This window comes from Spirosoma sp. KCTC 42546 (genome assembly GCF_006965485.1).
Taxonomy (GTDB): domain Bacteria; phylum Bacteroidota; class Bacteroidia; order Cytophagales; family Spirosomataceae; genus Spirosoma.
In genome coordinates, this window is record NZ_CP041360.1 from 6,365,632 (window position 1) to 6,390,771 (window position 25,140).

At 48.4% G+C, this 25,140-nt stretch carries 14 protein-coding genes; 7 read left to right on the forward strand and 7 right to left on the reverse strand.

Going from position 1 to position 25,140, the window contains the following annotated elements:
* Positions 1-5: 5 nt before the first annotated feature.
* The 4 genes from EXU85_RS26265 to EXU85_RS26280 are packed head-to-tail and all read right to left on the reverse strand — an operon-like array spanning position 6 to position 8,115.
* Complete coding sequence (locus tag EXU85_RS26265) at positions 6-2,801, reverse strand: hypothetical protein (protein ID WP_142774931.1); 2,796 nt, start codon at positions 2,799-2,801, stop codon at positions 6-8.
* Positions 2,798-3,496 carry an SGNH/GDSL hydrolase family protein gene (locus tag EXU85_RS26270; RefSeq protein WP_142774932.1) on the reverse strand — a complete coding sequence of 233 codons (699 nt, stop codon included), beginning with the start codon at positions 3,494-3,496 and terminating at the stop codon, positions 2,798-2,800. Before EXU85_RS26270 ends, EXU85_RS26265 begins: the two co-directional genes overlap by 4 nt.
* 51 nt (positions 3,497-3,547) lie before the next feature.
* Positions 3,548-4,960 (reverse strand): RagB/SusD family nutrient uptake outer membrane protein, encoded by a 1,413-nt coding sequence (locus tag EXU85_RS26275; protein WP_142774933.1) that lies wholly within the window; start codon positions 4,958-4,960, stop codon positions 3,548-3,550.
* Between the two features lie 14 nt (positions 4,961-4,974).
* Positions 4,975-8,115 carry a TonB-dependent receptor gene (locus tag EXU85_RS26280; RefSeq protein WP_142774934.1) on the reverse strand — a complete coding sequence of 1,047 codons (3,141 nt, stop codon included), beginning with the start codon at positions 8,113-8,115 and terminating at the stop codon, positions 4,975-4,977.
* Positions 8,116-8,393: 278 nt separating this feature from the next.
* Here EXU85_RS26280 and EXU85_RS26285 point away from each other — a divergent pair, with 278 nt between their 5' ends.
* Both EXU85_RS26285 and EXU85_RS26290 read left to right on the forward strand, forming a co-directional pair.
* Positions 8,394-9,164, forward strand: a complete 771-nt coding sequence (locus EXU85_RS26285) for an SDR family oxidoreductase (RefSeq protein ID WP_142774935.1) — start codon at positions 8,394-8,396, stop codon at positions 9,162-9,164.
* Positions 9,165-9,251: 87 nt separating this feature from the next.
* Positions 9,252-9,992 carry an IclR family transcriptional regulator gene (locus EXU85_RS26290; protein WP_142774936.1) on the forward strand — a complete coding sequence of 247 codons (741 nt, stop codon included), beginning with the start codon at positions 9,252-9,254 and terminating at the stop codon, positions 9,990-9,992.
* A 322-nt stretch (positions 9,993-10,314) separates the two neighbouring features.
* Here EXU85_RS26290 and EXU85_RS26295 read toward each other — a convergent pair whose 3' ends face one another.
* A complete protein-coding gene (locus EXU85_RS26295; protein WP_142774937.1) occupies positions 10,315-11,217 on the reverse strand; it encodes a hypothetical protein in 903 nt (300 codons plus the stop codon).
* A 342-nt stretch (positions 11,218-11,559) separates the two neighbouring features.
* Here EXU85_RS26295 and EXU85_RS26300 point away from each other — a divergent pair, with 342 nt between their 5' ends.
* Complete coding sequence (locus EXU85_RS26300; RefSeq protein ID WP_142774938.1) at positions 11,560-13,380, forward strand: hypothetical protein; 1,821 nt, start codon at positions 11,560-11,562, stop codon at positions 13,378-13,380.
* A gap of 63 nt (positions 13,381-13,443) precedes the next feature.
* Here the strand turns inward: EXU85_RS26300 and EXU85_RS26305 are convergent, their stop codons facing one another.
* The gene (locus tag EXU85_RS26305; protein WP_142774939.1) at positions 13,444-17,001 is read right to left on the reverse strand and encodes an NHL repeat-containing protein; all 3,558 of its coding nucleotides are present in this window, start codon (positions 16,999-17,001) and stop codon (positions 13,444-13,446) included.
* Positions 17,002-17,117: 116 nt separating this feature from the next.
* Positions 17,118-18,803, reverse strand: a complete 1,686-nt coding sequence (locus EXU85_RS26310) for a PQQ-dependent sugar dehydrogenase (protein ID WP_142774940.1) — start codon at positions 18,801-18,803, stop codon at positions 17,118-17,120.
* A 265-nt stretch (positions 18,804-19,068) separates the two neighbouring features.
* On the opposite strand from EXU85_RS26310, the gene EXU85_RS26315 reads away from it, so the two are divergent.
* The 4 genes from EXU85_RS26315 to EXU85_RS26330 all read left to right on the forward strand — a co-directional run bounded on the left by EXU85_RS26315 (position 19,069) and on the right by EXU85_RS26330 (position 24,973).
* Positions 19,069-20,082 (forward strand): zinc-binding dehydrogenase, encoded by a 1,014-nt coding sequence (locus EXU85_RS26315; RefSeq protein WP_142774941.1) that lies wholly within the window; start codon positions 19,069-19,071, stop codon positions 20,080-20,082.
* A gap of 106 nt (positions 20,083-20,188) precedes the next feature.
* Positions 20,189-21,505, forward strand: a complete 1,317-nt coding sequence (locus EXU85_RS26320; RefSeq protein WP_142774942.1) for an MFS transporter — start codon at positions 20,189-20,191, stop codon at positions 21,503-21,505.
* A 134-nt stretch (positions 21,506-21,639) separates the two neighbouring features.
* On the forward strand, positions 21,640-24,204 hold the full coding sequence (locus EXU85_RS26325) for a TonB-dependent receptor domain-containing protein (protein ID WP_142774943.1): 2,565 nt from the start codon (positions 21,640-21,642) through the stop codon (positions 24,202-24,204).
* Positions 24,205-24,259: 55 nt separating this feature from the next.
* Positions 24,260-24,973, forward strand: coding sequence for an outer membrane lipoprotein-sorting protein (locus tag EXU85_RS26330; protein WP_142774944.1), 714 nt, complete (start codon positions 24,260-24,262; stop codon positions 24,971-24,973).
* Positions 24,974-25,140: the final 167 nt, after the last annotated feature.

The following is a 25,140-nucleotide window of genomic DNA, read 5'->3' on the forward strand; positions in this document are numbered from 1 at the left end:
AGAACTTATTGGTTTTCAGACAGGCTAATGATCGATCGGTCGGCAATCAGAATGGGTGAATCGTAGAGCGGAATCTGACGAAATAGATTCTCCTTTTTCCGCCAGCTATCTTTCGGAATTTCATACACAGTTCCGGCAATCAAATCCACCCAAACCGGGTTTTTGAACCGGGCATTGGCAAAGGTGAGATCACACAGGATTTGCTCGTTGTTGTTGGACGGTACGTTGTCTTTGATCCAGACCGTTACGGCCTGAAGCTGGCTGGCTTTATCCGCAAAGGCATATACTGATAGGCTGCTGTTATCCTCTTTTTTAGCCGAATACGGATACGTATCTAAGCGGCCCAGGCGGTCGTCGAATACCGAAATCAGATTCTGAAACGCGTAATAAGCGGGTTTGGCATAGGCCACGGTCATATCCTCTTTCGCTTGAAGCAATCCTTTATGGTTCCATTCCTGCGGGGTTTTGGCATCCATGATCGTAAAGCAGCACGACTCTTTATCATGGCCCAAATCGGTTAGCAGTCGGCGCAGAATGTGTTTTGATTGTGTCAGTTCCGTCCAGGGATAGTTGTTCATGGCGAAATTTTTATTCCACTCCGACGGGCAACCAGCTTCACCCTGACGAATCCGGATTTTCGGAAGACCAGCGCTCCGATTGTATTTGGCCACAACCTTCTCCAGTTCGATCTCGGGTTCCCGGTTGTCGGGATTTGCAATGTGCCGGTGATGACTGATTTCGTCTACTAAATCGAGCTTGCCTTTTTCCTTAAGGATTTTCAGTACGTTATCGGCGAATTTGTAATCGACTCCACTGCCGAGGGCAAACGCAATAATACGTGCCTTAGGTTGTATTGATCGGACGGTTTCGGCGCTCGTAATAAAGAAGTCGGCATAATCAGGAATGGCAATCTTATAGTTTGGTTCGTTCCAGATTTCCCATTCAGTTACCTTATCGCGATAGCGATTGACGATAGCGGCCACGTAATTCTTCCAGCCTTCCAATGCTTCGCCCGAGTAGGGAATTGCTGCATTCAGCGTAGTACCACCCCCGCCCGAATAAATGGGATTGCCGTACGACAGATTGATCCAGGGCGTTACGCCTTGTTTCACCATGTCGTTCACAATCTCATCCAGCCACGCAAAATCATACTGTCCCTTCACCTTCTCGCACTTTGCCCAGCCCGACTGAATGCGCGCTTTTTTGACACCGAGTTTGCCCAGATAGTCTTTCCAGTTGGCGTAAACCGTGTAATCCCGGTCCATGTATTCGGCCCCCACCGACCAGTTAGACGAACGAATATCGCGTGACTGTTTTGGGGTTAGTTTTCCCAGATAGTTAAAGTTCGGATTGGCCGATTGACCCGTAGGCGTTGTAAGCGATAACGCCGACTTTTCGGCAATTACCAGGGGATAATCCACCACCGGAATGGCGGTAAATGTGTAGCTATTGCCCGATTTTTTCCAGCCGCTTTTCGGGATCTCATACACACGTCCTGTGATCAGATCGGCCAGAACAGGCGTAATAAATTTCCCTTCAATCGTTACGTCGGTCAACTTCGGCTCATAGGTTTCGGCGGGTCGCGCTTCACCACTCCACAGCGTAATAAGGCTGCCCCCATTTTTCCGGTGGCGGTACTGAAAAGCGGATACGGTTGCCTGGCTGACAGTCGGTCTGGCTTTATCAAGAAGCTCAAGCTGGTCATCGAACGTAGTAAATACATGTTGGGCCGCTTTGTAGGCTAGTTTAGGCCGGTCGATGGTTTTGTCGGGGTTGGTTTTTAGCAAGCCTTTTGTATTGACACCCGTCATATGGTCGCCCGCTGCGTAGTGAATATCGCTGATGGTAAACAGGTTGGTTGCGATACCCCGGCCATGATCGCCCAGCATTCGGCGTAAATCCCATTTGGCCTGGCTAAGTTCGGTCCAGTCGTACTGTCGTAGTGCCCCGATAGTGACGGCACTTGCCGTTGACGGAGCACCGTTTTCGCCCTGCATGAAAATAACGTTTGGATTATACCTCCAAACCAGTTTGCGCATTTCTTCGATCTTTGGGTACGATTCATCAGGATTCGCGGCATAGCCGTGATAGGTTAGAATGTCGATCAGATTGAGCGCGTTTTCCTTTTTGAGCCTGTCCAGGAAAGGTTTCATGAACGTCTCGCGTGGCACCCCGGCCATACCCAGCGCAATCAGTTTGGCATTGGGCTGAATCGACTTCACCAGCCTGGCCGTTCGGATGTAAAATACAGCCACTTCGTCGCCGGTATTCTCTTTATTCAGATCCGGTTCGTTCCAGATTTCCCACTCTGGCACCTGAGCTTTATAGCGATTCACGATGGCTTTCACCCAATTATCCCAGGCTGTGAGTCCTTCCTCCGACGTTGGAATCCGGCCGCCTAACTTCGGCTCGCCACCACCCGCGTAAAGCGGGTTGCCATACGACAACTCGACCCAGGGTGATACGCCCCGTGCGTGAGCATCCGGGATAACGGCATCGAGCCAGGCAAACTCATACTCATCCTTTACTTTCTCGCACTTGGCCCAGCCGCCCTGCAATCGGATACGTTTAGCGCCTAATGGCCCCAGATACGGTTTATAGGACTGATAATCGGTGTAATCGCGATCCAGGGTTTCGCCCCCAATGGACCAGGTTGAGGCATTGATTTCTTTCGCTGATCGCGGACGCAACTGCCCGATCTCCCGAAAACCTTTGGGTTCGGGAGGAGCCTGGCCAAAAGCTGTTGGCAGGCTTATACTGAGAAGACTTACAGCGAGAATAGAGTGATTGAGTAGGCTCATTTTCGTTTAGGCGTTAAGGGAAGCAGGCCTTGTAAAAAACCAGCGATGTAGCCCGCCTGTAATTGCATAGCCGAATCATCGTAGTGCACATGATCCACGAAATGCTCGCTGCCCAGACTCCGCGTGAAGGTGTACAGGTCAATGATCGAAACGCCATGTTTCCGCATTACGTCATCCGCAATGGCATTGTAGGCATCCAGATCACGGGCATACCGTTTGAACGCTTTCGAGCGGGTGTTATGCCGTTCGTCCTCCACCGAAGTGGTACGCATCCATACCAGCCGGATATTCCGTTTATGAAGCAGTTGATAAATGGCTTCCAGGTTTTTGCGATAACTGGCCGAATCTACCTGAATCGCGTTCGTTTCCGGATTTCGTTTAATGTCGTGCAGGCCACAGTTCAGGAGCAATACATCCGGTTGAAAGGACTTGTCGGGCGCTTTCAACTTCAGGTATTCCAGTACCATACGGGAATCCCCCCCGTTGGCTCCGACGGGTACGTCCAGATTTTTGGCGGCCTGTCCATCATCACTTTTCCGATCGTACTGCCAAACGCCCTGTACGTATTTTTCCAGGAATGGCCCGTATCGCATCGAAATACTGTCGCCAATGACGTATAACTTCGGCAACGATGGAGCAGCACCGAGGAGCAAATAAGCAAGCAGAACAATGGGTATGATTTGGGAAAGTTTCATGCACCAAAAGCGTTAAAATCGTAATCAACTGTGACCTGATTAAGCATAAGCTCAGTAACCCGGATTCTGCTTCAGGCTTTTATTTAGATCAATCTCCCGCTGTGGAATCAGAAATAGCGTGTTGAAGTCCTGAACTTTAAGCCCTTTCGCGTTCATAACTGTAACGTACCGGCCCGTCCGAACCAGATCGAACCAGCGCTGATTCTCAAAGGCAAACTCAACCCGCCGTTCCTGCTCGATGGCCAGTCGGAAACTGGCCTGATCCGCGGCTTTCGTATCTGCCAAACCGGCTCGCTTACGGACCTGATTCAAATAGGTTACGGCCTCCGGATTAAAGTCCACTTCGTTGAGCGCTTCTGCATACATGAGCAGTACATCGGCGTACCGAAGCACGGGGAAGTCGATATCGGAATCGCTGGCTAAGGCACCGAACTGAACGTATTTGCTGACGTAACGCTGATTAACAAGTTGCCCGGTAGCGTCGAGATAGGACGATTTCATCGAGAAGCTTTTGCGCTGATCACCAGCCTCGTAAGCCGTTTCCATATCGGCCGTTGGGTACCGCATACTACCGCCGGTAATGCGGGCTCCTTCGCTGGCCTGCACAGGTCCGAAACCGCTTCCCTGACCTGTATTGCCCGATTTATATTGGACGTTGAACAGGATTTCGGCGTTGGTTGGGGTAGCATAGCTGAACACATCGGCGTATTTGGGCAACAGCTGATACTTGCCCGACGTGATGACTTCTTTTAGTTTAGCAGCCGCCGTAGCCCAGTCTTTACGCGTCAGATACACCTTACCCAGCAGGGCCTTGGCTGTGCCTTGTGGCACCCGCCCAATATCCGCAGTTCCGTAGGAAATCGGTAGCGCTTGTTCCGCACTTTGCAGGTCGCTGATGATCAGCTTATACACGTCCTCGGCTGGTGTCCGGGTTAAACTGCTGGCGCCATCGGGGGTTGTAATTTCAGTAGTGATCAGCGGAATATCCCCAAACAGGCGGACCAGGTCGAAATAGAACAGGGCTCGTAAGAACTGCGCTTCGCCTTTGTACTGCATTTTCAGGTTATCCGCAATTTTGGCGCTTTCAATCCGGGTCAGGATAGCATTGGCGCGGCTGATACCTCGGTAGTGATCCCGCCAGGCCGAGAAGATAATGTCATTGAGCGAGGTATACGTATGATCGACGAACTGAAAATTATCGACGTTAACAGCCTGTCGGGTGTTTACGCCAAAGTCGGTGTTATCAGTCGATACTTCACCCATCCAGTACAAGGATGTGCCGTATACGCCCGACAGTTTGAGCGCATTATAGGTACCGACAACCGCATTATTAAAGTCGGCGGCCGTCTGATAAAAATTGGTGGTGTTCCGATCCGTTTCCGGCGTGAGCGACAGAAAATCGTCGTTACAACTGGCTAGCGAAAGCAGACTCAATAGCGGTATAAAAAGATGCTTGATTTTCATGATAGATGGGCTGGCTAGAAGGTGAGACTTAAACCAAGCGTGTAGGAACGAGCGGGTGGATACCCCAGGTAATCAATGCCGGAAGCCAGCATATTGTCGCCCGAGTTACTGATCTCGGGATCGTAGCCAGGATATTTTGTGAAGGTGTACAGGTTGTTGGTGGTCAGATAAACCCGTCCACCCTGCATCCCAATCCGTTTCGCCAGATTTTGCGGCAGATTGTAATTCAGCGTTACGTTCCGAATCCGCAGATAAGATCCGTCGAAGTTGAAAAAAGAGCTGTAACGCAGGTTGTTATTCAACGCGCCCCGGATAATGCGGGGAGAATTGCCATCGCCGGGTTGCGAGGGCGATTTGTAGTAGTTTTCGATGACTTCGGCGAGGTTGTTCTGTACGCCATGATACCCACGCACAAACACGGCACCCGCCCAGAATACGTCTTTGCCCTGAACACCGTTCATCAGAATGTTCAATGACCAGTTTTTATAGGTGAACGTATTGTTGAAACCGTAATAGGCTCTGGCCTGCGGATTCCCCAGAATAGTCCGGTCGGCGTCGCTGATTACCCCGTTCCCGTCGATGTCTTTGTACATGAAATCGCCGAGCTTAGCCCCCGTTTGTTTAGCATGCGTTGATAGCTGTTCCTGGGTCGTGAAAATACCTTCAACCTGGTGGCCGTAGAAACTACCGATGGGTTGTCCTACCTGCGTGATGCTGACATCGCCCCGGCCACCGTCGGAGAAGAGCTGTTCACCTTCCGTACCGAGACGTAGCACTTTGTTCCGGTTGAAGGTGATGTTGAAGCTACTGGTCCAATTGAAATCACGCGTAGCGAGCGGTTTGCCCGACAGTGCCAGTTCGACGCCTTTGTTTTCCAGTTCGCCGATATTGACCCAGGCGGAGGTATAGCCCGTTGTCGACGGAATGGCTTTATTGAGGAGCATATCCGTGTTCCGACGATTGTAGTAATCGCCGGTGAATTGCAGACGACCATTGAAAAAGGCCAGGTCCAGACCAATATCCACCTGCTTGCTGGTTTCCCAACCCAGGTTATTATTTGTGAAACTTGCTTGCGATAGTCCCGGAACCTGCGTGTTACCCAGCACATAATTGGTTGCCGACAGTAAGCCCAGGTAGCGATAATTGCCAATGGAGTTGTTACCGGAAAGCCCATAACCGGCCCGAATTTTGAAATCGTCGAATAGATTCAGGCTTTTCAAAAAAGGCTCTTCTGATAAGCGCCAGCCGACGGAGAACGAAGGGAACGTACCCCAGCGATTCGCCGAACCAAACCGGGACGAGCCATCCGAACGAACGGTCGCGGTTACCAGATAGCGGTCATTATAGGCATAGTTGACCCGGCCGAGATAAGACATCAGCGACCACTGTCCTACGCTATAGCTACCACCCGTAATCTGTCCACCATTGATATTTTCGAGGAGGTCATCGGCAAAGTTCGTGGCGTTCGTTGTGGTTGCGGTTCCGGTTGATTTCTGGATGGTGAAGCCACCCAGCGCATCGATGGAGTGAGCGCCAAAGTTTCGGCGGTAATTGAGCGTATTTTCATTCAGCCAGTTCACATCCGACGAATTGACGATGCTGGCGGTGGCTGGTGATACGGAGGCACTCGTCGATAAGGTCGACGGTTTAAAACTATTCGTTGTGAAGTAGTTAAAATCCGTTCCTACGCTCACTTTGAACTTAAGGCCTTGGATAATCTCATATTCACCAAATAGATTGCCCAGTATCCTGAATTGCGAGTTGGTGCTTTTATACTCGTTAGCGGTTTGAACCGGATTGGGGATAGCCCCCATCCCTAGGTTTGTCAGGGCATTGGTATTGCCATAGGTACCGTCTGGATTGTAAACCGGAATCATCGGAGGCATAGACAAAGCCTCGGCTACAATATTAAAATCGCTGTAGTGGCCTGACGATGGTACGTTGTCGGTGGCCGTATACGTAGGTGCTAAATTCATGCTGACCTTTAACCGGGGAGTAAGCTGACCGTCAAGATTGATGCGGGCTGAAAAACGCTCAAAACCGGAGCTGATAAGAATCCCTTTCTGGTTGAAATACCCGCCTGACATAGCATACCGTAACTTATCATTGCCGCCCGTGGCGCTGATCTGATAATTCTGGATGGGAGCTGTACGAAAAATGACCTTTTGCCAGTCGGTATCCACCTTTGGGAGATTGTTCAAGTCCTGCCATTCTTCCGGTATCCGGTAGGAAGTAGACCGTACGCTGTTAGGGTCGGTGATTTTAGCGTTAGGACCGCCATTGTCGAGCCACCCATTGTTATGCCCTTCAATGACGAATTCAGCAAATTGCCGGGTGTTCATCATCTTTAGCAGTCGGGCGGGTTGCTGAATACCGGTATAGGCATCTACTGTAATCTGCGCCTTGCCTGATTTGCCACGCTTGGTTGTCACAATAACGACGCCATTAGAGCCCCGTGACCCATAAATAGCAGTGGCAGATGCATCTTTTAGCACTTCGATAGATTCAATATCACCCGGATTGATGGTGTTCAGCGGATTCCCCACGCCCGCATTGTTGATTGGAAATCCATCGACGACAAACAAGGGGTCATTCCCACCGGACACCGAACCTATACCACGTACCAGAATATTCGTATTACCGCCTGGTGCACCCGATGTGGAGGAAATCTGTAAGCCAGGAACCTGCCCCTGCAACGCCTGATCCAATCCCGAAACGGGCAAACGCTGAATGTCTTTAGCGGTTACCGAAGATACGGCCCCGGTCAGGTCTTTTTTCTGCTGTGTACCGTATCCCACCACCACCACTTCGTTCAGGGCTTTATTGTCTGGTGCCAGCTGAACATTAATGACTGAACGATTATTAATAGCAACTTCCTGACTCGTATACCCAACATACGAAACAACCAGCGTTGCATTTCCAACCGGTACCGATAGTCGATAATCACCTTTGGCGTCGGTGGTGGTACCATTACTACGGTCCGCCGATGCGGTATTCTTGACAAGTACAGTAACACCCGGTAGGGGCTGCCCCGATTCGTCGGATATCCGCCCTGTAACTGTGTTGTTAGATTGGGCTAGCAATTGGCTTATGGTCAGAAGCCAGCTCAATCCTAACAGCCAGGCTCGACTTCGATAGAGTGAAAGGTTATGCATGAGAGTTTAGTTATTATTCATCATTGATAAATTAATATTTATCAATGCAATACTATATTCTAATAGGGTATTTGTCAACTTTTTCACTTATTATTTTTTTTATAGAACTATTCTCATTTGACACACTACTCGAATAATTATAACCTACTCTATTTTTACCGCTAGTAACCTCAATTTGTACTTAGAAAAGTACAAATAGCTCATCTTATACTTAATTATACTCTTTGTAATTCCACTTTAATCATGTAATCTTGCGATTACTATCACAATGATACAGTATGAGTATTTTGCAATCTTTTGATTTATCGGGTAAGACAGCAGTAGTTACAGGCTGTAAACGAGGAATTGGCCGAGCTATGGCAGTAGCCCTGGCCGAGGCAGGCGCTGATATACTTGGCGTATCCGCATCGCTCGAACTTGAAGGCAGTGCCGTTGAACAGGAAGTGCGGAAACTGGGTCGATCGTTTCGGGCCTATCAGGCTGATTTGAGTAGTCGGTCGGGCGTGTATACGTTCCTGAAAGCCTTGCAGAACGATGGCGCAGTGGTTGACATTCTGGTAAATAATGCCGGAACCATTCTACGAAAACCTGCCGCCGAACACCCCGATGACTATTGGGATACCGTCATCAATACCAATCTAAACGCTCCCTTTATTCTGACTCGCGAAATTGGTCGGGGTATGATTGAGCGGGGTTCTGGCAAGGTCATTTTCACGGCTTCCCTGCTGACCTTTCAGGGCGGCATTACCGTACCTGGCTATGCGGCTAGCAAAGGGGCTATTGGCAGTTTGGTAAAAGCCTTTGCCAACGAATGGGCGTCAAAAAATGTCAATGTCAACGCCATTGCACCGGGCTATATCGCAACTGACAACACCGAAGCCTTACGCCAAGACGCCGAACGCAGCCAAAGCATTTTAGCTCGTATACCAGCGGGGCGTTGGGGTGAGCCGGAAGATTTTAAAGGGGTTACCGTTTTTCTCGCTTCTGAAGCCTCCCGATACGTTCACGGCACCGTAATTACAGTAGACGGTGGATGGATGGGCCGATAATCCGTAGGATGTATGCTGTATAACGTCGACGTTTACAGCATACATCCTACAGCATACCTCTCATATCTCACATCATACATAGTCAACATGGTATTAGTTATTGTAAAGGCACTGGACATTCTGGAGCTTGTGGCGCAGGATCCTGGCCGGGCACATTCGCTCACGGAGATTGCCGAAACACTGCAAATGAACCAGGCAACCTGTGTTAACATCCTGAAAACACTCGTTGATAAAAACTATCTGGAACACTTGGGCCGGAAGAAGGGGTACCGTTTGGGGCCAATGGCGTACAACCTGACGAACAATCTTTCCTACAGCCAGGATTTAGTGCTGGTGGCAAAAGATATTATGCAGGACTTGACCCATCGGCTCAACGAAACGTCTATTTTGGGGATTATTCGCAATCAGAAACGATTCATTGTCCATTTAGTCAATAGTGATCAGGATCTCCAGGTACGAAGCCGCACGGAACGCAACATTTATGAAACAGCATCAGGGCGATTACTACTGGCCTTCATCTCTGGCAAAGAGCTGGAGAGTCTAATTAACTCTATTGGCTATCCCACCCCTGACATTTGGCCCAATGCTACCACCCCACAGGGTTTAGACGCTGAGTTAGCAAAGATTCGCGTTCAGGAGCTCTCCATGACTCGCTCTCAAACGCATATCATTGGTCTGGCTGTACCCATCCGTCGTCAAAATCTGGTGATTGCCAGCCTAAGTATATTCCTGCCCGAGATTCGCTGTAGCGCCAGTCGCCAGAAAGAAATTGAATTGGAATTACGATCAGCAGCCCAATTAATTAGTCGGCGACTTTCTGTGTCCTAACTCTCGTACGCCAGGGATTAAGTCATCCTCTGTATGCAAGGGTGCCTGCACAATCCGATGGTTTCAGGACGGGTCAACTATAAAACCGTTCAATAAAACTTCCGTATAGTAAGAGCATCAACCTTCTTGCCAAATCTTCCACAATATCTCCTTTAAGACTGTCTCAAATTATTAGCTCATAAATCAATGCCTCACCTTTCTTTACTCAGTTTGTAATACATTGTATTGAGCTGCGGTTTTCTTCTACAACTGGCGTTAGCAGCCCTCATCGCGCTGCCCGTAACCTACCTTTTCTTCGAAAATGGGGTACTCACCCGTTGACTCAAAAAGACTCATACTCAAAATATAAAGTTCCTCTTACAGAATGGTCAGGCAAGGGACTTCGAGCGGTCCGACTGATAGGCAAGCCTGAACTAGTATACGTATAGCTATACTCATTATAGCCATCGGAGAGGATATTATTCCGGCTCAGCGATAATAAATTGGCGATACCGTCATTCTTGGGCGGATAGACAAAAACCGATATAGGAGCAATGGTGACGGGGTCTTGGTTAAGGGTGGCAATAGGCATGATGATTCCGTAAAAGGGGTTTATTTTGGAATCATAGGTAAACGTATATTCGAAAGATTGACCGCTCGGGACAAAGGTTACATGGGCTGTTGTTAAATTATTATTGGAATATAGGTACTTGCTCGTAAATTGAACTGACTCATAGCCATTATAACTATCAACCTGATTTCCATCTAGTTGATTGGCTGCATCATAGTGGGGTTTACATAGAAAAAGAAGACCATTGGCCGCATTATTGACATACCGTATTTCCGCAATTTGGCCCGCCCCTGTATAGCTAAAAGTATAACTGTCGGTTTTCGTTATTGGCGGTTCCTGGGGTAGTACAGGTAGTATAATCTGGATAACCCGTTGTATCTGACCTAACCGATTTTGATTATCATAGATATAGGTGCTTTGCTCCCACCGAGCTGAGTCTGACTTTTGTGTTTTAATGCCGCTTAGCCTTCCTTGTTGGTCATATTGAAACTGACTAACCAACTGTAAACTACCACTTTGTTCGGTAAGGGTTTTCAGCCGGACTCGACTTGGACTTAATCCCGGAAACCGGTGGTCATTACAGGCAAAAAGGGTGGCTATCAGTAGGAAACTAATTAACCTCAACAGTATAGGATGGCTAAACATGATCGTGAAAATTGGTTTTGAATCAGTCATTGATTACCTATACAAAGAACACGTTTGGGAAGGTGGGCTACTATGATGATTATCAGGAAGTCATATGATATTAATCGAATAACGGCCTTCTCAGGCGATAATCAGCTAGTCAACTAGGAAGGCCGTTATTCGATTAATATCATGTGACACTTTTTTCTACCAATATCTTGATGCAATATCCGAATTTACCGTCTCGCGAGACGCCCGTGTAAGGAAACCATTGGGGCTTTGCATACCAGGAAATCTTTAGCTACCTGTTTAGATAAATTTCTACCTATAGACATAAAAAGGCAAAAATGTCTGGCTCCATATTAAATAACGCCCCTAATACGTACTAATAGAATGAAACAATTATTGACCCTAAGTTTTAGTGCCTTAATCCTGACGCAAAGCCTGTCCCAGACACGCCCACCTGTTTCAAATGAAACAGTCAATTTTGGTAGAAAAGGTGATGGTTATTATTGGGAAAAAACTAAAACAGGCGTTGAGCGGCCCATACGAGTTGAGCCTAATACGAACCGCATTTCAGTTTTTCAGACAATAAAGGAGGTTCGCTCATACACTCTTTCTCCTAAGGTAGCGCCGAAAGTAATTAACCTAACCGACCAAGGAAAATCGGGCTATTATGTCCTTGACTCTTTAGATCATAGTAGTAAGGATAATACAGGAACAGTGCTGGTTACTTCTTCCGGGCTTCGTTACAAACGTCATTATGAAGGCGTAATCCAAGCGGAATGGTTTGGTGTAAAAGCCGATGGAACGACCGACAATTACACAGTTCTGAATCTGATTAGCAAGACCTTTCCTGCCGGTATTACCATTATGCTACCAGTCGGTAACGTCACTTGGTCAGGAACTTGGTCAATTAGCCCTTATATGAAACTTATTGCTCAGGGACGAGGAGCTACTACCTTAACGAATACGAATGATGGTGTATATGCCATTGAGTGCCTGACAGCTCTGATGGACTCTCCCTATGATGTCAATGCCAGCTTGCAGTTGGAAGGCTTTACGCTAGTCAGTAAATATGGAATTCGCCTGAATCAGCCGGGTAACTTTGCTACTGTTTTCAACAAACTGGGGCACATTAAAAAGCCGATGATTCTGAACGTAGATTTTGTGGGGAAATATGGGCTTAAGGGTAACATTGACCCAAATGCAGTGAGTGATATACCCATTATCGAATCCGACCTGGAAGCCTATGGAGTAGGGTTAAAGCTTATAAAAGTTTTTGGGGGAACCTATCAGAACCTCCGCTTTCAGAACTTCGGTACCTGTGCAAGTCTGGACGGCTGTGATATTAATCTATTTAACACATGCCGTTTTGAAGGATCCGGCCGACATATATATTCTTATGGCCACAATACATATGGGAGCCAAACACTGTATTTAAACTGCGAATGGATGCACTGTCTACGGGTAGGTGGATTCTATACCGTTAACACACAGTTTGAGCATATTCAGGGAGGGTATTTTGAGTGCTATACAAAAGCAGCCCAGTACATCAAGACCGAAAACGATCGGGAAACCCTCATAGAAGGCGCTCGGTTTGATAACACACGTCAAACAAATACACCCATTTTCAGTTTTGCCCCTGCCTATGGCCTAATGGTGCATAGCAATAGATATAATCCTAATGCTTATGCACAGATTATTTCATTTGACAATAAATATTACACTAGTGCAATGCCGGTGTTAGCCCAGTTTTCGGACAATGCAATTACGTTCCCCCCAATCAATCATGCTGGCGTACTGACCGATCACTATGTAACCAGCCGAATTTCCCCTACCAATTATACGGTTCTCTATGGTGTAGGCGCGGCTAACTGGCCTTTCAAAACTGGTGTTGGTGGGCGACCTGCTTTTCAAACTACGACTAGTTCTATCATTGTTCAATTTGATGCTCAACGTCCCTTATCCGATTCTCTCCGTTTAGCTATAATGGTTCGTAAAATTGGATCGAAACTTGGCTATTTAAAGGTTAAATGGGGTAATGCATACGTATTTCAAAATCATATATCAATCAGCAATGCAACCATTCCCCAAATGGTGACTATCTCCATTGCCAGACCCAATGGGCAAGCTATAGATGCTATTATTGAGATTGAGATGGATAATACGAGTGCCGAGTTTTACCAATTTGATTTGATCCCTCTGTATTGATAGGGCATTTACTCCAGATATTCTTAGGGAATACCTGGATGTAGCTTAACTAGTTCCATTCATTTACAAGCCACTAATAATTCGAGCGTAGACATTATTTAACAAGTTGCCATCATAAGTCATGGTCAAATCATCGGCTACGTTCACCGTCAGACTAGCTACGCTACCCGAGTTGGCATTCGTCCGGGTGATCTGGAACCCTATGCTTGATTGGCTGCCACCGCCAATAAAGGCACCGTTGTTCATGGTCAAGGTCAGTTGGCGATCGTCCAGCGAGTTGATCAAACTCCACTGCGTATTATTGACCGTCACCGGGTTCTGAGAACCGCCTGAGATATTGATACTGGTCAGGGAATTAGGGAAGGCCAGGGTGTAGCCCAATGGAGCGGTGAGGGTGATGGTGACCTTGCCTGAGGAAGTGGGTAGCCCCCCTACTTCGAATAGATTGACCACAAACTCACCGACTGTGCCCGCTGCTGCGAAGTTAGCCTGAGGCAGGAGCAGAATCAGCGCCAAGTCGGGCCCTGCCACCGAAGCGCTGGTACTAGCAGTGCAACCTGAAGGACCGGTGAGGGTTACTGAATAGACTCCACTGGTGGTAACAGAAATTGTGGGTGAGGTCTCTCCGGTAGACCAAAAGAAGGTGCCGGTTCCTGTTGCCGAAAGGCTGGCCGTTGGGCTGGCGACGGTAAGGATAGAGGAGCTGGGGTTAATGCTCAGGGAAGGAACTGCTAATCCACTGCTGATGGTGATGGTAGTTACACTAAAACAACCGGATGCATTGGTAACCGTCACAGAGTAAACACCAGCGTTATTGACCACTGCTGTTCCGTCCGTGGTGTTCTGGGAAACGATTCCCAGGATAGAGGTTCCTGGTCCGGCAAACTGGTACTGAGTTCCTGATCCGCCAGAAGCATCTGTGGCGGTTAAGGTCAGGCTGGTTTGTGCGCAGGTGAGGGTACTGGTTAGTACTCCGTTCTGGTTGGTAGCAACTAAGTTTGGGGTGGGTGGTGCGCTAAGAGTCACGGAGTTGGTGGTCGTAACGCAGCCGTAACTAGCGGTGACCAGGGCCGTGTACACCCCGGCCGAGGTGGGCGTATATACCAGGCTGGGAGGCCCTTTTTCACACAACACGACACGGCTGTTGCCTTGATCCACTACATACAGCCCCGTCTTTTCATCCATATAGAGATCAGTAGGACTATTTAGCACATTCGTAGTATAATTGTCCTGGAGTACGGTAGTACCACTACTGGCTCCTGGAGTCCACCATTGAATCCGGTGGTTGCCAGTATCAGCTATATAAATCCCATCAATGGGATCAGCATGCACACCATTAGGATGAGTTAGTTGATTGGCTGCATTGCCCGCTCCATTTCCTCCGGCCACAGTGGTACCACTGGTGGCTCCCGAAGCCCATTTCTGAATCCTATTGTTACTCTCATCGGCCACATACATCGCCCCGCTAACATCCACATACACATCAGTAGGGCCATTCAACTGATTAGCGGCCGAACCTGCTCCATTTCCTCCCGCCACAGTGATACCACTGGTGGCACCTGCTACCCACTTCTGAATCCTATTGTTGAGATAATCGGCCACATAGACGGTTCCGGCATCATCGACAAACAAACCACGTGGATAATTCAGTTGATTGGCGGCACTACCGGCATTCCCCTCAATGCCCGCCACGGTAGTGACACTAAAGCCTCCTTCCGTGATTTTTAAGACTCGGGACAGGTTTCTGTCCGATACATAAATTGCCCCACTCGCATTACCATATATGCCACTAGGCCTGGCGGACATATCAACGGATACTGTAAATAGATTAACCAGCGTAGTAGTAGTAGAGGATCCCGCAGCCCTTTGCTGGACACGATGATTAAATTGATCCGCCACATAGATTGTTTCACTGGCATCCACATACACGCCAGCAGGGACATTTAGATTATCAGCTCCTGTACCCGGTCTTCCGCTACTCCCAAATATGGCACCATTCTGATAAGTCAATGTCGAACTGGCTGTATAGGCCAGGGTATTGCCGTTGAACCACTGAACTCGATTAATCGCCTGATCACTGACGACCGACAGACTGGCGACGCCAACACAACTGCCCAAGCTCGTGCTAATGGTTGGAGCAACACAGAACGTGAAACTGGCCGTTGCCCAGCAGCCCGCTGCGGTGGTACCAGTGACCGAATAGATGGTTGTGGTGGTGGGAGCGACCGTAATATTCGTACCGGTTTGACCAGTGCTCCATTGGTAGGTGTCAGCTCCTGATGCGCTGAGGATACCTGATACAGAGCTAATGCTAATGGAGAGAGGATCAGAGATGGTCAGCGCATTAGTGGTGGCTGTACATCCGTTAAACGAGGTAATCCGGGCCGTATAAACACCACCCGCTGTGGTGGGGGTATAGGCCAGACTGGCTGGCACTGTAGCCCACTTCTGAACACTATTATTGGCCGCAGAATAGATGGCCCCGCTACTACCATCAACAACCATACTACGGTTTGATCCAGAAGCTACAATACTCCCTCTGGTGGCACCTGCCTCCCATTTCTGAATCCTATTGTTGCCCGCATCGGCCACATACACGGCTCCGGCACCATCTACATAAACACCAGCAGGAAGATACAACTGATTAGCGGCTGACCCTTGTCCATTTCCTCCGGCTACGGTAGTACCACTGGTAGCGCCTGCTGCCCACTTCTGAATCCTATTGTTAAAATTATCCGACACATACACTGCTCCACTGGCATCTACAAATACACCATTAGGATGATTTAGTTGATTGGCTGCCGATCCACTGCTACCATTAGTCCCAGCCACGGTAGTACCACTAATGGCGCCTACCGCCCACTTCTGAATCCTATTGTTAAGATTATCCGACACATACACCACTCCGGTAGCATCCACAAAAAGGCCTAATGGATAGGCCAGTTGATCATCTCCTGTTCCAGGGGTACCATTTCCGGCCACAGTGGTGCCGCTGGTGGCGCCTACCGCCCACTTCTGAACCCGACTATTGTTCATATCAAGCACATAAACGGCTCCACTGCCATCGACCCAAACATTCGAAGGACTATTTAATTGATTATCGGCCGAACCCCGTCCATTTCCTCCAGCTACGGTGGTACCGCTGGTGGCACCTGCTGCCCATTTCTGAACCCGATGGTTGCCTTTATCAGCTATATAGAGCGCTCCGGTACCATCCAGATATATACCATAAGCTCCATTAAATTGATTGTCGGCCGAACCTGCCTCATTTTCCCCAGCCACGGTGGTGCCGCTGGTAGCCGATTGTGAAGTGGCAGTATAAACCAGAGTACTACTGTTATACCATTGAACCAAGGCTGGTGTTTGGTCACTATTAGCCAACAACATAGTGCTTCCTGCACAATTACCTGGACTGGTATTGGTTAGGTTGATTGAATAGGAAGTACAATTGGTCTGCGCCTGGGCTAGCCAGGGCAGTAAAACCAAAAAGCCTAGAACGATCACACAGCGCCTTTCCAGCATCAGTCGCCTGGCGATAGTCAGTTGCCTGCTTTGGTAGGGTATTGATTCAAGTAGGTGCTCAATTCCATTGAGCAGGTGATATGGTGTAGAAAACAACATAAAGGTTGAGAGATAATTGGTGGAAAAGAAATGAAAAAGAAAAGAAATATAAGTACAAATTGGTATACCGTTACCTAAACTTCTTAATTAACCGAGCTCAGCCAACCAATTCGCCACTACTTTGAAACTTTATACATCATCCCGTCGGCCTTGGTGAACAGATAAAGTTCACCAGCGGCATCCTGCCCGATTCGCAGATCCACTTTATTGGCTTTGCTCAGTTCTTTCAGGGTTGTCTGTTTACCATCCATAGCGATGGAAATTTCATGAATCGTAGCCTGCGAGCCTTCTTTTACCTCGTTGAGATTGACGTAGAAAACCCGTCCCCTCACGATTTCGCCAAAAATATATTTGCCTTTCAACTTCGGTATCTGGCTTCCCGTGTATTCAAAGCCGCCCATGATGGCGTTTCCCTCGTCGTGATCGAATTGAACCACCGGGTAGGTATATCCATAGGTAGCGTCATTTTTAGGCAGGGGATACACGCTGTTGGTTCTGGCAGGCGACTCAATGAGAAAGGTACCCTCCCGATCGGGCCAGCCGTAATTTTTACCGGGCTTCAGCAGGTAAATGGATTCGACTTGCCGTTGTCCTATATTGGAAACCAGTATCCGCCCATCTTTCGTCCACGAAATTCGGTTCGGGTTACGAAACCCTTCGGCATATACTTCATCCAGTCCATCTTTATTAACATACGGGTTGGAGTTCGGGATACCATATTTCCCATTTTTACTTGTTCTGCCCGTGGGGTCTATCCGAAGTACCTTTCCCCAGATATGGTTTTTGTTTCTGGGAATAAACGGGTATCCCTGTTCAACGGCACCACCATCGCCCATGCCAATGTAGAGTAGCCCATAATCGGGATCGGCTGGCTTTGCGTAGGGGCTGAAGGCAATTTCCTGCATGCCATGAATCTGGTCGACTACATTTACCCGAAGCAATTCGCGGGATTTTCCGCTAAAAACGCTCGAGCTGGGGTTGTCCACCGTCCATTCCGTAACTACCCATTGCAATCGGACGGGGATACTGTCGGCATACGTAAAATCTGCTTTTACGGTCGTATTTGGTTCGGAATGGGTCGTATAAAAAAGCCCATTTTTAGCATAGTCTGGATGAAAGGCAAAGCTGCCTAAGCCCGTTGCCAGGCCAGGCGAGTTGGTGAAGTTTTTAAAATGGTCTGTGGCCTCAAAATACACCTCGGGCTGATAGTTGTTAGTCAATCTGTAGATTTTTCCTTGTAGGTCTTCGACCAGAATTTCCTTTGTGATGGGATGAACGCCCATCTTATTGATCCGTGTGCGTGGCTGCGTTTTGTTCGTAAACGGGAACTGGGTTATTTTCTGGATAGTCAGAACAAGATCCGACTTGGCAATCGAAGGAACTATCGGGTTTTCTAAAGCAGCTTTACCGGAAGAAACCGCAGCTTTAGGAGCGGGCTTGTCCAGAATAAAGGCTGTTAGATCATTGATGTCTTTTTCGCCTAACTGCTTAAAATCAGGCATTAATGTGCCAAATTTTTTGAATTTATCTAAAGCCCGGGCAACCCTTGCATCAATCATTGTCCTGGGACTTTTGATAAATTCGGCCATATAGCCTGGGGCCACGATTCCTTTCAATCCACCAAGCTGTGGACCAATACCATCCTGTTTGAAATTATGGCAACTGGCACAGTTAGCGTCAAATAGAGCTTCGCCCTTTAGTTTATTCTGTGCCCATGAAGCGTCAATGCCTACGAAAGCAAGTAGTACATACACAAATAATCTGCCTACAGTGAACTGTAACGAGTAGCTAGGTTTAGTCATAAGTTAAACGCGAGGCTTTGAACTATCAGCCGAATGAATTTGGCATTCATTTGTACAATAACAATCGTTTTCGGGCTGTACTAACTAATTTTTCAGTAAATCTTAGTAGAAAGGCTCTCAATTGGCGGTCATAACTATTCGTCCGGTACTTTTTGGGCAATTCTTGGTACTTTTGAACCATTTTACGCAGGAAAACTAGCAGGGTAGTCATCTTTGATTGCGTATAAGTATTCAGTGTAGAAGTAGATTCTATTGATCGCAATTTATGAAAGCTGCTTTCCTTCAAGCGCCTAAACACATTCATGTACAGGACATTTCTATCCCAGAACCAGGCTTTGGCGAAGTACGTATAAAGTTGAAACAGATTGGTATTTGTGGCTCTGATGTACACCTGTTTTTGGGCCATCGCCAGTTAGACACGCCAACTGTTATTGGCCACGAAGGGCTAGGCTATATCGATAAAATTGGGACGGGTGTCTCGGATCGTTCACTGGGCGAACGGGTTGTTATTGAACCCAATATTCCCTGTCGGCACTGCCGCTATTGTGTATCTGGCCGGGGTAACATCTGCATCAATAAGCGGGTCATAGGTCTGAATGAAGCCGGGTGCTTTGCCGAATACGTTGTAGTGCCCGCCGATTTCTGCTGGAAGGTACCCGATAGCATTTCTGACGACGATGCCGTGACCGTTGAGCCCATGGCCGTAGCCTTACATGCGCTACTAACCTCCAGTGCCAAACCCGGCGATACAATTGCGGTCATTGGCCTGGGTGCCATTGGATTATTGGTTACGCACCTGGCGTTATCTCTTGGCTATCAGGTATTCGTAACCGAAATCAGTTCAACTAAAGTACGATTAGCCGAAAGTCTGGGCGCTATTGCCCTTTGCCCAACGGGAAGCCCGGCTGAGCAACAGGCGGCTTTAGCGGAGGCCTGGCTAGCCAACGATGTGTGCGCCGTATTTGAATGCGCAGGAGCTGCGGCTACAGCATCTCTTGTAACGGCGGCAGCGCCCCGTGGGTCAGAAATTGTGCTGGTGGGTCTGTCGGGACATGCAGCTACGTTTACGCCACTCAAAATCGCCCGCGAAGGTATTCATATCGTTCCGTCCATCATTTATGACCACCCGGTTGATTTTAAACGGACACTCCAGTTGATGGCAGCCCGCATCATTCGTCCAGGCTTTATCATCTCCCGAAAAATTGAACTCGACAACCTGCAATCCGCTTTGGAACTGGCCGCGCTGGGTGAAGACAGCAAAATTTTAATTACTATATAAAAATGATTGTAACACAGAGATATACGGAGAGAAAAGGGGATAAACAGAGTTAGCTATTTTCTCTCTGTATCTCCGTGTATCTCTGTGTTACAACTTTTCTCCAACTATGCTTACCAAACCCGCTCCGCCCGACCTGAAAACACTGCTGGACACCCAGCCAATGAGTTCCTTTCAGATTCTGATGGTAGCCATCTGCTTTATTCTGAATATGAACGACGGTATCGACGTGCTGGTGGTGTCGTTTACGGGCTCGGAGATTGTCCGCGAATGGTCGTTGTCGAAAAGCGAGTTGGGGTATATTTTCAGTGCCGGGCTAGCGGGAATGACGGCGGGCTGCTTTTTGCTGGCTCCTTTCGGGGATAAAATTGGGCGTCGTACGATGTTTATCATTGCTTTATCCCTAATTACCACCGGCATGCTGCTATCATCTCTGGTAGGGGCCTATTACCAGTTACTACTCTGCCGACTCATCACTGGGCTGGGCATTGGCGGTATTCTGCCCTCTCTGGCAGCGGTGGCGGCTGAGTTTTCCAATAATAAACGACGCGATTTCAGCGTGGGCTTTGTCCAGGCTGGTTGGCCAATCGGGGCTATTCTGGCGGGCTTTTTTACGGCCTGGGCTATTCCCTTGTTTGGCTGGCGGTCAGCGTACTTAGCTGCTGGATTGGTTTCGGCACTGATGCTGCTGAGCATTGTCCTGTTCATGCCCGAATCACTGGCGTTTCTGATCGGGCGGCAGCCTAAAAACGCCCTCCGTCAGGTCAATCAGCTACTAACTCGCATGGGGCAGGCCAGCATTAGTGTGCTCCCTCCTACGGCCACCAGTCACGCTGCGGTACCAATTAGCGACTTATTTACGCCGGAATACCGGGCATCGACGATACGCTTGTGGATCGGCATTTTCTTTGGGATGATGACCTTATATACCGTTATGAGCTGGGTACCCACACTGGCTAAAGATGCGGGAATGCCATTTGAACTGGCTACTTATATTGGCACAGCGCTAAATCTGGGGGCCTTTAGCGGGAGTCTTTCGTTTGGGCTACTGGCAGGTCGCATTGGGTTGCGTAAACTGATACTTCTGTTTATGGTCATTGCCTTTGGCAGTATGGTTTTGTACGGCAATCTCTCGATGACCTATTGGCTGATGTTCATGATGACGTTCTTCATCGGTTTTTTTGTGCAGGGCGGCTTCAACGGTTTCTACCCGACCACGGCCCGCGTATACCCGGCCCGCATGCGCACCACCGGCGTAGGGCTGTCCATGGGTATCGGGCGATTCGGTGCTATATTAGGGCCCACGCTCTTTGGGATGCTGTCGGATGCGGAACTCAGCAAATCACTGCTGTTCGTTCTGTTCTCAGCTCCGCTGCTGGTGGCCGGTGTCATGGCCTTTACAATTCCTTCCAAAAACCTGGATTGATGGCTTTTACTAGATTGCGATCTGTCTCTCATCAGCATTAAACCTATATCCATCCGGTTAAATCAGCGCTTCATCCAGTTTCGCTTTTGGACATTAAAACTTGGGGTAACCTTTGTTAGGTCAAAAGCAATCTCATGAAAACGAACGTTCTACTTATCGCTGTCTTTTTACTAACTCTCGGTTTTGTTTCTCCCCTCCGTGCTCAGTTCCCCACAATGGGCGGCTCTACACAACCAAAAGCCCTTCCTGGTACGGCTGGAGATCAGAGCCCCAAAGGGAGCGCCAAAATCATTGGCTCCATCCTTGATTCGACTCAGGCAAAAGGGGTTGAATTTGCCAGCGTCGCCCTCTACAATAAATCAACAGGTAAAGCTGTAGATGGTACGGTAGCCGACGAGAAAGGTAAATTTGCCTTAACGAAACTGGTTGCCGGTGATTACCGGATTCTGATCAGCTTTGTTGGTTTTCGCAATAAAACGATTGAGAACCTGACCCTGACAAATGGTCAAAGCCTCGATCTGGGTGTTATCAAACTGGCTTCCAGTGTAAAAACCCTGGAAGAAGTGACCGTGGTCGGTCAGGGCGCCATGATTGAAGAGAAGGTGGACCGGCTGGTTTACAATGCGGATAAAGACATTACCGCTAAAGGTGGTGATGCTACCGACATTCTACGTAAAGTGCCCCTGCTCACGGTTGATCTGGATGGAAATGTATCCCTGCGGGGCAGTTCCAATATACGGGTGCTGATTAACAACAAGCCTTCTACTATCGTGGCCAGCAGTGTTGCCGATGCCTTGAAGCAAATCCCTGCGGACCAGATTAAAACCGTCGAAGTAATTACCAGCCCATCGGCCAAGTATGACGCGGAAGGTTCGGGTGGTATCATCAACATTATTACCAAAAAGAACAGCTTACAGGGTCTGAATCTGAATGTCGATTCGGGTGTGGGTAACCGGGGTTCGATGCTTTCGCTCAACGGCAACTACCGCAAAGGCAAAGCAGGTTTCACGCTGGGTGGCTTTGGCCGGGCAAGTTACAACACCATCACCAAAACCAACCTCGACCAAACCAGTCAGGTAAACGGTGTGTCGACGCTGACCCGTCAATCGGGCGATGGCCACAGCTCATTCCTGTTCGGGCAATATAACCTGGGCTTCGATTATGACCTGGCCAAAAACCAGAGTTTAACGGCGGGCGTACGGTATGGTGCGCGTAACATGCTCAGTCAGCAAGATTTAGTGACGCAATTATTCACCAACGGAGTGGCTGGTTCAACGGCTTACCGGAACGTGGATGCCAAGAACCTATCAGGCACGGTAGATGCGAACATTGATTACCTGCATACCTTCAAACCCCAGCAGGAATGGAGTATTTCGACGCTCTACAGCCGGAATGACCTGACCAACAACTTCGACGCCGACTTACTGAGTGGTGCCCGTGAGCTAACTGGCCGTCAGCGAAACCTGAACAAAAACGTTAACCAGGAATTTACCCTGCAAACGGATTACCAGACGCCGATCAAGAAAAACCAACTCCTTGAGTTTGGGGCGAAAGCTATTCTCCGGGAGGTCAATAGTGATTACAAGTATTTGCTGGCTGGCCCATCGGGCACGTTCACGACAGAAGCCAACAATACATTGGGCGAGCTGACGTACCATCAGAACATTGCTGCCGGGTATAGCTCATACACCTATACGACTAAAAACCGCTACACATTTAAGGGTGGATTGCGTTATGAGCACACCTTCATTGATGCCAGCACCCGCGAAGGTGGTAATCTGGGAGTTGGCGATTATGGCGTATTGGTGCCCAGTGTGAACGCATCGAAGACCTTTAAAGGAACTACGTTTAAGCTCGGTTTCAACCGCCGGATTCAACGTCCTGGTCTTCAGCAGTTGAACCCTAACTTCAACGCTGCCAACCCGCAGAACATCACTATTGGTAACCCAACCCTACGTCCTGAATTAACTAATAACTTTGAACTGGGCTTGAGCAAAACCATCAAAAAGACGTTCATCAACGCTACGTTCTTTGGCCGGGTAACCAACAATGCCATCACGCAGATTAGCCGGCCTTCCGATACCCTGGCCGGAGCCATCGTCACGACCTATCAGAACATTGGCCGTCAGTATACCTATGGCACTAACATCTTTGGTAATGTGGCGGTGACCTCAAAAATTAATGTCGGCGTGTTTTTGAACACGTTCTACACCAGTCTTACAGGCCAAACGGCGGGTGCAGACGGTGTATCTACAACGCTGACCAATACAGGGATTAACATAAGTGGTGGTTCCTTTGCGTCGGCTCAGTTTAAAAATGGCTGGGGCGCACAGGCCTTCGGATTTTTACAGGGCTCGCAGGTGCAGTTGCAGGGACGCCAGGGTGGTTTCGGCTTCTACACCGTTGGGGTTAAAAAGGACTTCAACAGTAAAAAAGGTAGCGTTGGTATAGCCGCAGAAAACTTCCTGAATAACCGGTTCAACATTCACACGGTACTCAATTCGCCCCTGTTCAGTCAGGTCAACGATGTGTATCTGTATAACCGGGGTATCCGCCTGACGTTTACTTATAAAATTGGTAAAATGACCATGGAAGCTCCTCGTAAGAAAGCTAAGTCTGTCAATAACGATGATGTCAAAAGTGATGGACAAACACAATCAGGCGGTACAACCACAGGTGGAGGACAACCTCGTCAGTAGATTATAGGCCATTCTTATTTCTTACCCTAACAGTTAACTTAATTAGGCTTACCCGATGAAAATCAACACACTTCTGGCCTCAACCCTGGCCATCTTCGTCTCGATCAGTGCCAGTGCTCAAACCGTGGACGAAATCATTGACAAACACGTTGCGGCCCTGGGTGGCATGGACAAACTGAGCGCCGTAAAAACGCTCTATACCGAACGGTCACTGTCGGTACAAGGCATGGAAATCCCCAGTAAATCAACGGTTTTGGTCGGTAAAGCATTGCGCACCGAATCGTCGGTAATGGGCAACTCAATGATTCAGGTGGTGGATGGCACAACAGGCTGGATGATTCGTCCGGCCATGATGGGTGGCACGGGCGATCCTGAGGATATGCCTGCCGACCAGGTTAAACAGCAACTGGGCCAGCTTGATCCATTCGGGCCGCTGATAAATTACAAAACCAAAGGCAATACGGTTGAGTTGGTCGGCAAAGAGAAAGTAGACGGCAAGGATGCCTACCATTTGAAAGTGACCACCAAAGAAGGCCAAACGTTGGATGAATTCATCGATGCAACTTCGTATCTGGCGAGCAAAATCAAAATGACGATGAATGGTCAGGCTGGTGAAATAAACTTTTCAAATTATAAAGATGTAGATGGGATCAAGTTTGCCAACACCATGGACATGACGTCGGCACAGGGGAACCTCACCTTTACAACCGAGAAAGTGACGGTTAATGGCAAAGTAGACGAGTCTATTTTCAAGAAACCAGCCAAGTAAGCCAATCTCTGGTAACGATAAGAACGTACTTCCTAGTGACGAAGTTAACCGGGTTAATTCGGTTAACTTCGTCACTATTTTTTGTAGATCAAATCAGCTATTTACAACTAATAAAGTAACTAAAATCGATTCGACACACCTGAATCTGACAACTTCGTAAACATTTT